Origin of the sequence: Polaribacter sp. 11A2H, assembly GCF_011379025.1 — a bacterium.
In the GTDB taxonomy this organism is placed as follows: Bacteria; Bacteroidota; Bacteroidia; order Flavobacteriales; family Flavobacteriaceae; genus Polaribacter.
This window is the reverse complement of the sequence record NZ_WTLD01000003.1, coordinates 1-13,938: the sequence shown is the minus strand read 5'-3', so window position 1 is coordinate 13,938 and position 13,938 is coordinate 1. Positions and strand designations below refer to the sequence as shown.

The following is a 13,938-nucleotide window of genomic DNA, read 5'->3' as shown; positions in this document are numbered from 1 at the left end:
ATATCCTTAAGAATACGTATCTTTTTATCAATGATTTTATTGATGTTACTGGCATCGGTATTAATCTTGGTTGTTACTATTTATCAGTATGACGAACAAACAAAAGACTACAATATTCAACGTTTTGAGCGTAAAGAAGCCACCACTAAAGAAATTATAGAATTAGAGCTTAAAAACAAAACTACCTATCCTGTAAATACCGGAAATTTAGCTAAAATATTTCAAGAACGTATTTTCGAAATATCATCTATTAATAAATTAAATATCTCGTTTTACGACTTAAAAGGAAATTTACTAAAGTCTTCTACGGCAAACGCTTTTGAAAAGGTAGATATAAAACCGCTTCCTTTGGATGTTTTAAAAGAGTTGGCGCAAAATTCTAATCATAAAATATTAAAAACCAGTGTTGAAAATGGAACGGGTTTTCAATCTTCATTTTCTTTTATTCACGATCCAAAATTTAAAAGAATAGGTATTATAGAGTTACAGTTTACGCAAGATAACTCTGAGATAGAACACGAGTTGAGAGAATTTATGTTTCGATTAGGTGTGGTTTATATATTGATGTTTTTAATTGCAATTGCAATTGCATATTTCTTATCAAGTTATATTACAAGATCTATAAAAACAATTTCAGATAAAATGCAGCAAACCCGTTTAAATAAACGGAATGAAAAAATTATTTTAGACAAAGCGAGCTCAGAAATAGAGATTTTGGTTGAAGCCTATAATCATATGATTGATGAGTTAGGAGAAAGTGCTGCTAAATTAGCCAAAAGTGAGCGAGAACAAGCTTGGCGAGAAATGGCAAAGCAAGTAGCGCATGAAATAAAAAACCCATTAACTCCAATGCGCTTAACAGTGCAAAGTTTTGAGCGAAGATTTGATCCTACAGATGAAATGGCAAAAGAGAAGTTAAATGAATTTTGCCAAACTTTAATTCAGCAAATAGATGTAATGAGTTCTATAGCGTCTGCTTTTTCTGATTTTGCCAAAATGCCAACTCAAAAGAAAGAACGGGTAGAGCTAATTAGTGTTGTAAAGTTTGCTTTAGATATTTTTACAGAAAGTTACATTAAATATTATCCGCAAGAAGAAGAGTTATATGCTAATTTAGATAAAACTCAATTAATTAGAGTGATTACTAATTTAGTGAAAAATGCAATTCAGGCGGTAAATTTAGAGGAAAATCCTTTAATTGAAGTAAAAGTTTTTTCTGATGACCTAAATATAAAGCTTACCGTTTCTGACAATGGAAAAGGAATTCCTGACGACTTAAAAGATTTAATTTTTGAACCTAAATTTACTACAAAATCTAGTGGAATGGGGTTAGGTTTAGGTATGATAAGAAATATTATTGAAGCCTATAAAGGAACTATTTCTTTTACATCTAAAGAAGGGTTAGGTACTGTTTTTACTGTTGTATTGCCAAAAAGTTAATATAATCATTGCCTTGAATGTAAAGGATAGGCAACTAAATTTATAAAAAATGAAATTCGAGAATATTTTAATTGAGAGAAAAGATAGTTTGGCTCAAATAACGATTAATAGACCAAAAAAATTAAATGCTCTTAATAAGGCTACTATTATTGAATTGAATCTAGCTTTTGAAGAATTAGAAGATGATACTACTATTAGAGCAATTATTTTAACAGGTAGCGGAGAGAAAGCTTTTGTTGCAGGCGCAGATATCTCTGAATTTGCAGATTTTTCTGTAAATGAAGGAACTCGCTTATCTAAAATTGGGCACGATACTTTATTCGATTATGTAGCAAATTTATCTACACCTGTTATTGCAGCCGTAAATGGTTTTGCTTTAGGCGGTGGTTTAGAGTTGGCAATGTCTTGTCATTTTAGAATAGCATCTGATAATGCAAAAATGGGCTTGCCAGAAGTTTCTTTGGGTGTAATACCAGGTTATGGTGGTACACAACGTTTACCGCAATTAGTTGGTAAGGGAAAGGCTATGGAAATGATTATGACAGCAGGTATGATTTCTGCGGATGAGGCAAAAGAAAACGGTTTGGTAAATCATGTTACAACACAAGAAGAGTTATTGCCATTAGCAGAAAAAATTGCAAGTAAAATTATACGAAATTCTTCTGTAGCTATTAGCGCTGCTATTAGGGCTGTAAATGCTGGTTTTGAAGATGGTGTTAATGGTTTTGATGTAGAAATAGATGAATTTGGAGAATGTTTTGGTACAGATGATTTTATGGAAGGTACTGATGCTTTTTTAAATAAAAGAAAACCGAATTTTAAGTAGGGATTATACTAAAAAAGTAGGTCTAATTTTGGCCAAATAAAAACCTCATAATCGTAAGACTATGAGGTTTTTTATGTATTTATAAATTGATTTATTTTACCATTATTTTTTTAGTGATGGTATTTAAGTTGGTTTGTACTTGTAATATGTATAAACCACTGTTTAAATTTAAGTCAATTTTTTCTGAAGAAATTACGCCTTCACTTACGCTTTTTCCTGAAATATCATAAATAATATATGTAGATTTTAAAAGACTTTGTGGTACCATAATATATTCTGATGCCGGATTTGGAAACACTTTAATAATTTCTGCAGATACATTTTCTGTAGATAAAGTTGCAGGGTTAAGGCTATAAAGCTCGTTACCAGATTTTCCATCATCTCCTTCAAAATATAAAATATTGTTTAATACTGTAATTTCATCAATATCTTTAATTAAGTTATCTATTTGCTCAATAGTGGTACCATTGGTTCTAAATAAATGTCCGCTTGTATCATTTGCATCTTCTCCTCGGTAGTATAAATATCCATCATAAGCAGCATAATCAGAAGGGTCATGGTTTTTGTTGTCTCCAGAAATATTGCTAATGTTAGTTACTGTATTTAATGCTGGGTCTAGTACATAAAGTTGATCTCCCGTTGTACCGTCATCACCTTCAAAAAACAACTTACTATTCCAAGCATATACATTCGCTATTCCAGATAAAGAAGCAGCAGGTGCTACAGCTATTGTACCCGTTTCCGTTCCATCTGTTTGCCAAAGAGCATTATCTGCTTCAAAATATAAGATATCATTTAGTATTGTAAAGTTACTAATACTAGCATCTCCAGTACCTGCATCTACATCTTTAATTAGTGTAAAAGTATCTGTAGTAGGAGTATATTTGTAAAGTTCGTTACCGTACGTAGCGTCTTGCGTAGAATAATTCATGTACATGTAAAGAGCATCTTTATAAACAACCATGTTAGTAAGAATAGATTCATATCCGTCACCTATATCTGCAACTTGCACTGCGTTATTAACACCGTCCCATTCTATTAACTTGTTTGTAGTTTCTGCACCTGAACCTGGTTGACTTCCAACAGTAAAATAAGCCATTCCGTTTAGTTCGGCAAAACGTTGGGGAGCTTCACCTGTTATGGTTGGCATAATATCTACTTTTGTGGTTCCTGCTTCTGTTCCGTTGGATGTCCAAAGTTCTGTACTTCCATCATTTGCTGTAAAGTAAAGTTTATTGTTAAAGGTGAAAAAGTTAAATGGATTTCCACTACCAGAACCTGGTTTTATGTCTTTTACAAATGTTGTACCTTCTGTACTACCATCTGTTATCCAAAGTTCTTTTCCTAAATCTGCACCTCCAGGTGTGTTAGATCCGTTAGAGTCGTCTGCAGAAAAGAAAATTTTACCATCTAAAACAGTAAGATTAGAAGGGTTAGAACTAGAAGTTCCGTTGTTATTAATTTCTTTTACAAGTGTAATTTGTGCATTAAAGGCAATTGCACTAATAAGTGAGGTGAATAAGAGTAGTTTTTTTCTCATAATTTACGGTGTTTAAAATTGATTTATATTAATTAGGAAGATTAGGAATTAAAGTTCTACCTTTTCCTGAAGACAATGTTTCTAAAAAGGCTAATAGATCTAAAACTTCGCTTTTATCTAAGTTTAATTTTTGAAGAATAGGAGAGGTATACGGAATTAAAGAATCTCTTCCTATACCTAAATATTTCTTTTGAATTGGAGATGGATTACCAAGGTTGTAAAATTGTAGCACATCTAAAAGACTTGGAAAATGTCCGTTATGCATCCATGGGCCTGTTCTTGCAACTTCTCTTAAAGTTGGTGTTCTTATTTTACCAATATCTGCCATATTCTTGGTAACATTATAGCGACCAAAATCTTCGTCTTTTGTGCCAAAAAGTGTTTGTCCGTCATTATGGAATTGATTATCACTAAAATAAGGAGTGTTATGACAGTTAATACATCTTGCTTTTGTTCTAAATAAATGCAAACCATTAACTTCTTGATTGGTTAATTTAGTAGAATCACCTTCAATAAATTTATCGAAATTTGTTTTGTAACTTTTTACGGTACGTTCAAAAGTGGCAATGGCATATTGAATGCGTTGTAAAGAAATAGTATCGTTACCAAAAGCAGCCTTAAATAAAGGTTTATAACCTTCAATCTCTGCTATTTTGTCTACTGCAATATGTAGTTTTTCATTCATTTCTACAGGATCACCAATAGGAAACCTTGCCTGGTCTTCTAAACTAGAAGCGCGACCGTCCCAAAATAAAGTGTGCGCATAACCCGAGTTTAAAATAGTCATAGAATTTCTTGCTCCGGTTTGTCTGTCATGTCCAAAAGAACGAGTAGAGTTATCTGTCCAAGCCAATTCTGGATTGTGGCAAGAAGCACACGCTATTTGTCCGCTAGAAGAAAGACGTGGGTCAAAAAAAAGTGTCTTACCTAATTTTGCTTTTTTTGCATTGTATAGATTTCTTTTAGGGTGCGTAACATTTGGTAAAACGCCAATGTCTTTAAAGGTTGTTTTATTTACCGTGCTATCTAAATTAGGTTTTGGCCATGTAGAAACATCTCCGCTAGAATACACTGTTTTTAAAAACGAAATGTTTTTGTATTTAGCTTCTTTTTTCTGTGTACAAGAAAATAAAAGAAGAGAAATAGAGAAAATTAAAAGAAGTTGATTTTTCATAAATATTTTTATAAAGTATATGATTTTGTTACACAGTTTGTAGTAGTTATGTTTTCTGGGTCTGTATAATTACTTGTGTTGTATAAACGATATTCTGATGTAATTGTACCTCCAAAAACTTCATCATTTGTAATATTTAATTTAAATTTTAGTTCAAAGATTCCATTACTAATTTCTTGGTAAGTACCTTCTCCGGAAATGGCAAAAGCATAACTATTGCCATTTTTTCCGGAAATGGATAAAAATTGGGGGATAACTAATATGGTTCCGTTTGTAGTGCTTGTTCCGTTTTCTGGAAAAAACTCTATTGCGGGTGTTATATTAAAGCCTGGTGAGCTGGCACGATCTGTAGCAGAATTTGTAAAGTATCTTTTTAGGTTAAAAGAGTTTGTGGTGGTGGTTGCAATTGGACTATCGAACCCTATTTGAAACGCATGATGATAAATATCGTCTGAGGTATCTACAGTTGCCATATCATCATAAAGTACCGCATTAGGGTTTGTTGCATCTACCACAACTGGGTACGTAAAAGCAAAAGTAGATTGCCAAGCACAAATACCATCTTCATTAAAATCGTTCCAATGTTCTACGTAGGTTCTGTGGAAACTATTAGATAAATCATAAAAATTTGAAGCTATGTTTATAGCATTATCACGAGATGTTTTAATTGGTTTTACAATTTGCAAATTTTTGTTACCTGTTGCATTATAGTTTTCAGTATCATTTAAAGTGATGATAGTTTGGTAAAGAACATCATCATTATTAATGGCTTCATTTAAAGTTAAACGATAGGTAATTGATGTTTTATTTTTTCCTAAATTTAAAGGAGTTAAGGTGTAATCGAATCCATTTAAAAAATTGAAAATATTTTCGTTTTCTATTTCAGAAGAAAAATATCCATTCGGAAAATTTACATCAAAGTCTATTTCTTCTCCCATTTCTCCTGTAATTTCAATTCTATTTTCAGGAAAAGTATAAGACGTTTCAATAGTGCCTAAATTAATCGTAAAAGTGTCATTTGGTGCTTCAGAGTTTATATTACCAATGTTTATTGATGCATCAGAAACCGACTTTAAATTTAAAACGATGTTTTGTTCAGTTGTCCAACGTTCATTAAAATCAACATAAATAGTATCTGTTAATTGATTATTTTGAAAAGAAACTTGGTTGGTTGGTTTAATGTTAAATACATTATTATCTTCACTAGAACTTACGCTATAATCTACCGTTACAGTTTCTTTTAAAGTATATGAAGTAAGTGTAACTGGTATTTTTAAGGTATTTATACTTGAGTTTTTAAATGTTGTTATTGGTATTACACCGCTATTAACTTCAGGGTAAACTAAAGGTTCGTTATTACTATTTGTTAAAAAGTTAAAACGGACAAAACTAGGAATAGTAAGTGCTGAATTATCTTCTGTTTCAGAGCAAGCAAATATGAGGCCTACTATAATAGTTAATGCGATTATTATTTTAGTATGATTCATTTTGAGCTAAGTTTTCGTTAAGTTCTATATTACTTTGTGGTATTGGTAAAATGAATTTTAGTGAAGGGTAGTTTAAACTACATGTTTGTGAAATACAATCTGCACCACGAACAATGTCTTGCTGATTTCTTGCTAAATCGAAAAAGTATTGCCCTTCAAAACACATTTCTTTTCTACGTTCTAATAACAGTGCTGTTTTTAAACCTGTAGTGTTTTCTAAAAGACTCGCATTTGCTCTACTTCTTATAATGTTGATGTCTGTTTTACAATCTTCTAAATTATTTAAACCTAAAGAAGCTTCTGCTCTTATTAAATACATTTCACTTAATCTAAAAACTACATAACCAGGATTGTCTTGAAATTTTTTAGTGAAAAAATAAGAAGCATCTTCTAAATCTTCATCAACTAATGTTGGCAATTGTTCTTCTAAGAAAAGTTGTTTACGGAGGTCTGAGTCTTCGTAAATAGCTATTAAATCTGCAGAAGCCACATAATCTGAATAATTAGAAGAAGAAGTAAAACCAAAGTGACTGGCTAACGAACCACCAACAGAGCCACCGCTACCTCTAGGGACAGAGAGTTCAAGTAATATTTCGGAAACAGGTGTGTCTGTTTTTTCCCATTCAGATATTAAATTATCTGAAGAAATTAAGGAAGTACCAGAATTTAAGATTACATCATTTGCAGTATCGTAGGCGTTTTGAAAATCGTTTTTAGAAAGATAAACGCGCGCTAATAATGCCTTAGTACTAATGGTATTAAAATAAGAATACGTTGGTCCGTCTAAAAGTAGCGCATCTGAATAATAGGTTAAGGCAGTTTGTAAATCTGTAATAATTAAAGAATAGGTATTTGCAGAGTTTTCTCTAGAAGGATATGTTATTCCGCTTGTTAAAGTTGTCGTGTTATAAACGATTCCTTTGTGGCTAGCACCAGAAGTATAACCATAGTTTTGTGAATAAAGGAGCGATAGCGTAAAATGTGTGTACGCTCTAATGGTTAAAGCTTCTGCTTTTATTTGATTTTTTTCTGTTTCTGTAGCATCTGTAAGTACATCAACATATTCTAAGATTAAATTTGTTTGGTTAATAATGTCATAACTCTTATTATAGAAATTTTCAAGATTACTTTCGATAGAAATATCAGAAAAAGAATAGGCGTTTTCTATGGTAAAAGGAACTTTAATTTGACCTATATTATTACCTGTATCTGTTGGTGTAAATGTTAGGTTTCCAGATTGTAAATCTGAATATACAGCTAAAACCTCACTACGCAGATTAGACTCTAAGTTAGAATAGATGCCGTTTAATGCCGTAACTACTCCCGGTTTAGTAGAAAGTTGTTCGTTAATAGATGTTTGAGACCCTGGTTCTTGTTCTAAAAAACCACTGCAATTATAGAAAGCGATAAACAGCGAGATTAATATGTATTTTATAACTTGTTTTGTATGTATCATCGTTTTAAAATTTTGCTTTTAATCCCATTGAAATCGTTCTTGCTTGTGGGTAGGTAAACCTAAATTCTCTAACGCCATTTCTATCCTTTATACTTTTGTCTTTATACCAATACAATACGTTTGAAACGTCGACATATACAGATACGGCATCCATAAAATTGAAACTCTTTTTAGGAAAATTATAATTTAAGTTTACGTTACTAATTTTTAGAGAGGTTGCGTCGTAAATATATTTATCGAAGTTAGAAATTGTAAGGTTGTTACTTGTAACTATGGGTTGTAGCGCAACATCTCCTTGGTTTCTCCAATAATCGTAAGCATTTACAGAAAGGTTTCTGTTGCTAGTAATATTGTATTTAGCGATGCGTTCATCTTCAGTAAGAAAATCTCCACCAATTTGAAAACTTCCACGGATAGAAAAGCTTAAGTTTTTATAAACAATGGTATTACTAAAACCACCATAAACATCAGATTGGTAATCGCCAATTGGTACCCAATCTGCATTAGAAAATAAGTTGTTGTAAGTTACAGCGTCATAAATTTCACCATCTTTTTCTAGTAAATCTCTACCAGTTGCAGGATCTATACCAGCCCAATGAATTCCCCAAATTGTAGAGGTACTAAACCCTACTTTTTGAGCCAATGCATTTTCTGAAGTAGAATATTTACTTCCTAATCCTTTTAGTTCTGTAACTTCACTTTTTAAGGTAGATAGATTAAAAGAAGTATTCCATTTAAAATCTCCTTTTTGAAACCATTTAATTTGTGTAGAAAGTTCTAGCCCTGTATTATACATGCTTGCTGCATTTAATTGTACGGTAGGATATCCACTTTCTCTAGGAATATCTCTACTGGTAATTATATCGCTAATATTATCGTAGTAATATTCTAAAGTGATGCTTATACTGTTTAAGAAGTTAAAATTTAAACCGGTATTAAATTTTGTGTTTTTTTCCCAACTTAAATCGCCATTTGGGGCAGAAGAAGGTGAGGCATCATCAAAATTATTATAACCGTTTTCACTAATTGTATATAAACCTTTAGATCGATAAGAACCAATTCTAGAATTACCAGTGGTACCATAACTTACTTTTAGTTTTAGTAAATCAATCCAATTCGTAGTTTTTAAGAAGTTTTCGTTTGATAAAATCCAACTGAAACCCGCACTACCATTATAAGCAACATTAGTATCGTCTCCAAAAACAGAACTTTGGTCGCGTCTAAAATTACCTAAAATAAAATAGCGTTTTTTGTAGTTGTAGTTTACTTGAGAAAATAATGAAACTTTAGAATTGTAATTAATATCATCTTGGTAAATTTGGTTACCTGTAGTTTCATCTATTGTTGTTAAAGGATTATCATCTTGCATAGCATCTGTTACGTTATTAATAATATTTGGGTTTACAAAACCTCTACCAGAAGCATAATTAAAATCTGTTTTTTCTTTAGATAATTCAAAACCTATAATTCCATCAATTATATTGTTTTCATCTATTTGTTTAGTATAACTAGCTTGCGTTTGCCAGTTCCATTTGGTGGTATTTCTTTCGTTTAATAAACGACGACCATAGCTTGGGTAACTTGTTCCATTAAGGTTAAAAGTTCCATTAGTTTGCCCACTTTCGTTTTCTCCAGAAAAGTATCTATCTTGTTTTTTATCGCTATATGAAAGTCCGAATAAAGAAGAAACACTTAAGTTATTGGTTGCTTGATAAGCAGCTTTTAAGCTACCAAGTATTCCATAACTGTCCGTATTATTTCTATTTTGTTCAATAGCAGCCAATGGGTTTCCTAATCCGGTAACCCCAACATTTGCAAAAGAACCATCTTCATTATAAGGAGATAAATTTGGCGTAAAAGCATAACTATAATAAATGTTAGGAGCATTTTTTTGTCCATAACTAGGGTTTAAAGTTAAGTTTATGTTTAATTTATCGGTTGTATAACCTAAGTTTATATTGGCGTTTAATTGTTTTGTTTTATTACCTATCTGAGGCTCGTCTATATTTAAATACGTTAAACTCGTTCTGTAAGAAAAGGTATCTGTAGCACCAGATACATTAAAATTGTATTTGTTATAAATACCAGTTCCGTTTAATAAACCAAACCAATCTGTATCTACGCCGTTATAAGCTACGGGAGTATAATTTGACGTTGTATTTTTTAAATATTCATTTCTAAGATTAGAATACTGTTCTCCGTTTAAATATTTAATTTGATTCACCGCAGAAGAAACTCCTAATTGTGAAGAAAAACTATACTTTGCTTTTCCTTTTTTTCCTTTTTTGGTAGTTATTAATATAACACCATTTGCTCCGTCTGCTCCATAAATACTAACCGCAGCTGCATCTTTTAAAACGGTAAAACTTTCAATATTTTCTGGTGATATTTGCGATAATGGATTAGATAGGTTTTCTGAATAAGCACCACTAGAATCGAAAAACGTATTATCTATTCCTGTTTCTTCTGCAATTACAACACCATCTATAATAATTAAAGGTTGTGTTGAGGTCCCTAAAATAGCACCACTTAAAGGAGTTAGAGTTCCTTGACCACGAATGTTAATTTTTACGGGTCCACCAATACCAGAAGTGTTTTCTATTAAGACACCTGCAATTTGCCCTTCCACCATTTTATCAATACTTTCCGATGCTTGCTCTAAAGCAATGTCTTTAGAGTTTAAGGTTTCTATACTACCAACAACCTCTTCTCTTAGTTTTTTTGTTCCGTAAGATGATGTAATTATAATTTCTTCTAAAGAATTTCTAGATTCTTGTAAATAAAAAGAGAATTGAGATTGACTTCCTACTACTTTGATATTAGTTTCCATACCTAAAAAAGATACTTCAAGTACAATTTTATTAATATCGTTTCCTTTTAATAGATACGTAAACTGACCATCGTTATTAGTTATAGCACCAATTCTAGATCCTTTAATTAATATGGTTGCTCCCGGAAGAGGTAGTTTGTTATTAGCCGTAAAAACGGTTCCTTTTATAAGCCTTGTATTTTTTTGAGTTTTAACAGCATTCGTTTTAACCTGCTGTTTTTCTAGAAGTATAATTTGCTTATTTTTAATTACATAAGTAAGCTTTGTGTTTTTTAGTAATTTTGATAAAACGTCTTCTAAGGTATTGTCTGTTACAAATAAACTAATCTTTTGATTGGTATCTATTTTAGCTACATTATAAATAACTCGATATGAAGTTTGACCTTCTATTATTTTTAAAACAGTACTTAGCGGTTGTTCTTTAATGTTAATAGAAATGGTTTTTGTTTGTGCAAAGGCACCTTGAGAAAACAATAGAATTCCTAAGGAGAGAATTAGTGTTTTGATATGTGGTGAAAAAAGAGGCTTCATATTAATTGCTACTAATTATTATTTGGTTGTCTTTAATGGTGTATTCAAAATAGGTATCAAACTTTAGTAGATCTAAAATGTTTTCTAAACTCGAAGTTTTAAAATTGATTGTTCCACTAAATTCTTGCAATTCTAATACCTCATTGTTGTTTATTATTTTAACATTGAAAGCACGTTCTAGTTTTTTAGTTATTTCACTAAAATGTGCAGAGTCTAAAATAAGTTCGCCTTTAGTCCATGAAGTATATAAATCTGTATTTACCTCTTCTAGTTTAAATGGTTTGTCTGTTTTGGTCCAACTAGCTTTTTGGTTAGGTGTTAATAAAGAGTTGTTATTTGTATGAGATACGGTAACAGAACCTTCTACTAAAACACAGCTATAAGTTGCATTATTAGAATACGCGTTCACATTAAATTTTGTTCCTAATACTTTTACATCAACATCGGCTATATTTACTATAAAAGGTCGAGTTGCATCTTTTTCAACTTCAAAAAATGCTTCACCTTCTAAATAAACAAGTCTGTTACCCTTTTTATGAAACTGTTTAGGGTATTTAAATGTAGTACCAGAATTTAAGTGAACTGTTGTTCCGTCTGAAAGTTTTACCTTAAAAGTTTTACCTAAAGGGATGTTTAAAGTGTGGTATATAACTGTTTTTGTTGTGGCTTCATTTTTATAGACAATTTCATTGTTGTTGTGCTCTGCGATAACTTTACCTGCAACATCTAAAATATTCTGCTTATTAGTGTTCAGGTTAATGGCTTCTTTTATGTTTTCTACTTCTAGTACAATACTATTTTCTTGTTTTGGTTTGTTGTTTATGGAGGACCAAGAAATTTTTCCAAGAGTGATAAAAATGATTATTACAGCAGCATATTTAAGCCATGTTGTATAGTTGAATGATTTTCTGCTTTTTATTTTATTTTGAATTGATTGCCAATCTTTTTCCTTTGTTTCTGATTCTATAGAAGTAAGTACCCATGTTTTTTTTAAGGCGATAAATTCTTTTTTGTTAGCATCTGATGCTGCTATCCATTCAAAAACCAATTCAACTTCTTTCTCCGTTGCTTGATTGTTTAAGTATTTCGTTATTAAATTCGAAATCATTTTAAGATAGTTTTGGTTTAATACTTGAGTTTTGTTCTTTTTGTTGCACATAAATTAGTACACCTCATTTTTAGATAACCCTATGAAATAATTTTATTATTATTTAGACTAATTAAAAATAATAAGCAAAAGTATTGAGTTTTTTGTTATAAGCGCTATTAAATACTAATTATTTTAAAAGATTTAAAAATGAATAGTGCTTATTGTTACTGGTGTTTAGAGAGGGTTATGGCAATCAATACAAGTGGAAGGTAATCGGATAGTTTTACTCTTAAAATTTTTAAAGCTTTGGTCATATGAGCTTCAACAGTTTTTAAAGTAATATTTAATTCATCTGCAATCTCTTGGTTTTTTTTGCTTTCGAATCGTTTTTTTACGAAAATAATTCTTGTTTTTTCTGGTAAATCTTCAATAGATTTAGAAATAAGATTTTCTAATTCCATTAAAGTTAAAGAGTCAAAATTAATGGCATTTAATACATCAAGATCTAAAGCTCGTTCTTTATCGTTTAAAGTTTTACTTTTAAAACGTTCTTTTACCTTGTTATGCCTAATAGCATTAAGACATTTAGATTTGGCGTAGGTGTATAAAAAAGATTCAATACCGTTTATTTTTTCAATCTTACTTCTATTAAGCCATAAGTTTAGAAAAGCCTCTTGAGTTATACTTGAAGATTGAGGTTTATCATAAATAAATTGGATGCAAAATCCCAGAACATGACTGTAATATTTATTAAAAAAAAATTCAAAGGCTTTCTCGTTACCTAATTGGAGGTTTTTAAAATGCCGTATTTCAATTTTACTATAATCTTTCATGTAGAATACCTAGATTAACCAATTTCGTTGAAATAGGTGATAAAAAAGTAAAAGTACAATTTTTAAAAAAATAATGGTTAATCCTTTTCAAATGGATGAATTTTTATAATGAATATTTTTTTTTAGTACTGCTGTTATATTTAACACGTTATTTTATAAAGGTAATTCTAGTAGTTGTAATTTGTTTCTAAAATTAATGATAAACTAAAAAAGCGAGTCTATATTAGACTCGCTTTTACCATCAAAGTATGGCAGTAGATTGATGATTAAATTTACTATTTTTTAAATTACGAAGTTTTTTCTATAAGATCTGTTATCTGTATGTATAATAACCTTGTAAGTTCCTTTTACTTCATTAGATAATCTGTAAATTCTGTTTAAAAGTTCTTCTCCAGCTACTTTTTCAGAAAGAATAATACTATTGTTGTAATATAAAGTAACTTCTAGGGGTTTATTATTAAACGCTATTTTAGAAATCATAACCAAATTTCCTTCTGTTCTAATTACTGGCTTAAATATTACTTCATTTTCATTCTTATAGAAAGTAACAAAACCATCTTTAACTTCTAGTTTTTTAACTAAAATTTCGAAGTCTTTTTCTAGTTCAGTTGTGTATATACCATCTTCTAAATTCGTTAAATCGAAAGTTTTAGTATAGTTTCCAGAACTTTGTAATACTTGTTTATATATAGTTGTTCCATATTCATTTTTAATTGTTAAAGCATTTCCCT

The 13,938-nt window shown here is 30.7% G+C and carries 10 protein-coding genes; 2 read left to right on the top strand and 8 right to left on the bottom strand.

From position 1 onward, the window contains the following. Window positions 1-30 precede the first annotated feature (30 nt). Together GQS58_RS04400 and GQS58_RS04395 are read left to right on the top strand one after the other, a co-directional pair. On the top strand, window positions 31-1,440 hold the full coding sequence (locus tag GQS58_RS04400; RefSeq protein WP_166383924.1) for a sensor histidine kinase: 1,410 nt from the start codon (window positions 31-33) through the stop codon (window positions 1,438-1,440). A 49-nt stretch (window positions 1,441-1,489) separates the two neighbouring features. Then, window positions 1,490-2,266: an enoyl-CoA hydratase/isomerase family protein gene (locus tag GQS58_RS04395; protein ID WP_166383275.1), complete on the top strand. Its 777-nt coding sequence runs from the start codon at window positions 1,490-1,492 to the stop codon at window positions 2,264-2,266. Between the two features lie 91 nt (window positions 2,267-2,357). Here GQS58_RS04395 and GQS58_RS04390 read toward each other — a convergent pair whose 3' ends face one another. The 8 genes from GQS58_RS04390 to GQS58_RS04355 form a co-directional block, all read right to left on the bottom strand. Next, window positions 2,358-3,806 (bottom strand): T9SS type A sorting domain-containing protein, encoded by a 1,449-nt coding sequence (locus GQS58_RS04390; protein WP_166383273.1) that lies wholly within the window; start codon window positions 3,804-3,806, stop codon window positions 2,358-2,360. A 28-nt stretch (window positions 3,807-3,834) separates the two neighbouring features. Next, window positions 3,835-4,980, bottom strand: a complete 1,146-nt coding sequence (locus tag GQS58_RS04385) for a cytochrome-c peroxidase (protein ID WP_166383271.1) — start codon at window positions 4,978-4,980, stop codon at window positions 3,835-3,837. Between the two features lie 8 nt (window positions 4,981-4,988). Beyond that, window positions 4,989-6,467: a hypothetical protein gene (locus GQS58_RS04380; RefSeq protein ID WP_166383269.1), complete on the bottom strand. Its 1,479-nt coding sequence runs from the start codon at window positions 6,465-6,467 to the stop codon at window positions 4,989-4,991. Further along, window positions 6,454-7,923 carry a RagB/SusD family nutrient uptake outer membrane protein gene (locus GQS58_RS04375; protein ID WP_166383267.1) on the bottom strand — a complete coding sequence of 490 codons (1,470 nt, stop codon included), beginning with the start codon at window positions 7,921-7,923 and terminating at the stop codon, window positions 6,454-6,456. Before GQS58_RS04375 ends, GQS58_RS04380 begins: the two co-directional genes overlap by 14 nt. Before the next feature lie 4 nt (window positions 7,924-7,927). Beyond that, window positions 7,928-11,284 carry a SusC/RagA family TonB-linked outer membrane protein gene (locus tag GQS58_RS04370; protein WP_166383265.1) on the bottom strand — a complete coding sequence of 1,119 codons (3,357 nt, stop codon included), beginning with the start codon at window positions 11,282-11,284 and terminating at the stop codon, window positions 7,928-7,930. Between the two features lies 1 nt (window position 11,285). Continuing rightward, complete coding sequence (locus tag GQS58_RS04365; protein WP_166383263.1) at window positions 11,286-12,392, bottom strand: FecR family protein; 1,107 nt, start codon at window positions 12,390-12,392, stop codon at window positions 11,286-11,288. A gap of 206 nt (window positions 12,393-12,598) precedes the next feature. Then, window positions 12,599-13,207 carry an RNA polymerase sigma-70 factor gene (locus GQS58_RS04360; protein WP_166383261.1) on the bottom strand — a complete coding sequence of 203 codons (609 nt, stop codon included), beginning with the start codon at window positions 13,205-13,207 and terminating at the stop codon, window positions 12,599-12,601. A gap of 282 nt (window positions 13,208-13,489) precedes the next feature. Continuing rightward, a partial coding sequence (locus tag GQS58_RS04355) for a hypothetical protein (protein ID WP_166383260.1) occupies window positions 13,490-13,938 on the bottom strand: 449 nt, incomplete at its 5' end.

Coding starts and splice junctions, on each gene's coding strand:
- GQS58_RS04400 (WP_166383924.1), top strand. CDS start 31: ATGATTTTATTGATGTTACTGGCATCGGTATTAATCTTGGTTGTTACT.
- GQS58_RS04395 (WP_166383275.1), top strand. CDS start 1,490: ATGAAATTCGAGAATATTTTAATTGAGAGAAAAGATAGTTTGGCTCAA.
- GQS58_RS04390 (WP_166383273.1), bottom strand. CDS start 3,806: ATGAGAAAAAAACTACTCTTATTCACCTCACTTATTAGTGCAATTGCC.
- GQS58_RS04385 (WP_166383271.1), bottom strand. CDS start 4,980: ATGAAAAATCAACTTCTTTTAATTTTCTCTATTTCTCTTCTTTTATTT.
- GQS58_RS04380 (WP_166383269.1), bottom strand. CDS start 6,467: ATGAATCATACTAAAATAATAATCGCATTAACTATTATAGTAGGCCTC.
- GQS58_RS04375 (WP_166383267.1), bottom strand. CDS start 7,923: ATGATACATACAAAACAAGTTATAAAATACATATTAATCTCGCTGTTT.
- GQS58_RS04370 (WP_166383265.1), bottom strand. CDS start 11,284: ATGAAGCCTCTTTTTTCACCACATATCAAAACACTAATTCTCTCCTTA.
- GQS58_RS04365 (WP_166383263.1), bottom strand. CDS start 12,392: ATGATTTCGAATTTAATAACGAAATACTTAAACAATCAAGCAACGGAG.
- GQS58_RS04360 (WP_166383261.1), bottom strand. CDS start 13,207: ATGAAAGATTATAGTAAAATTGAAATACGGCATTTTAAAAACCTCCAA.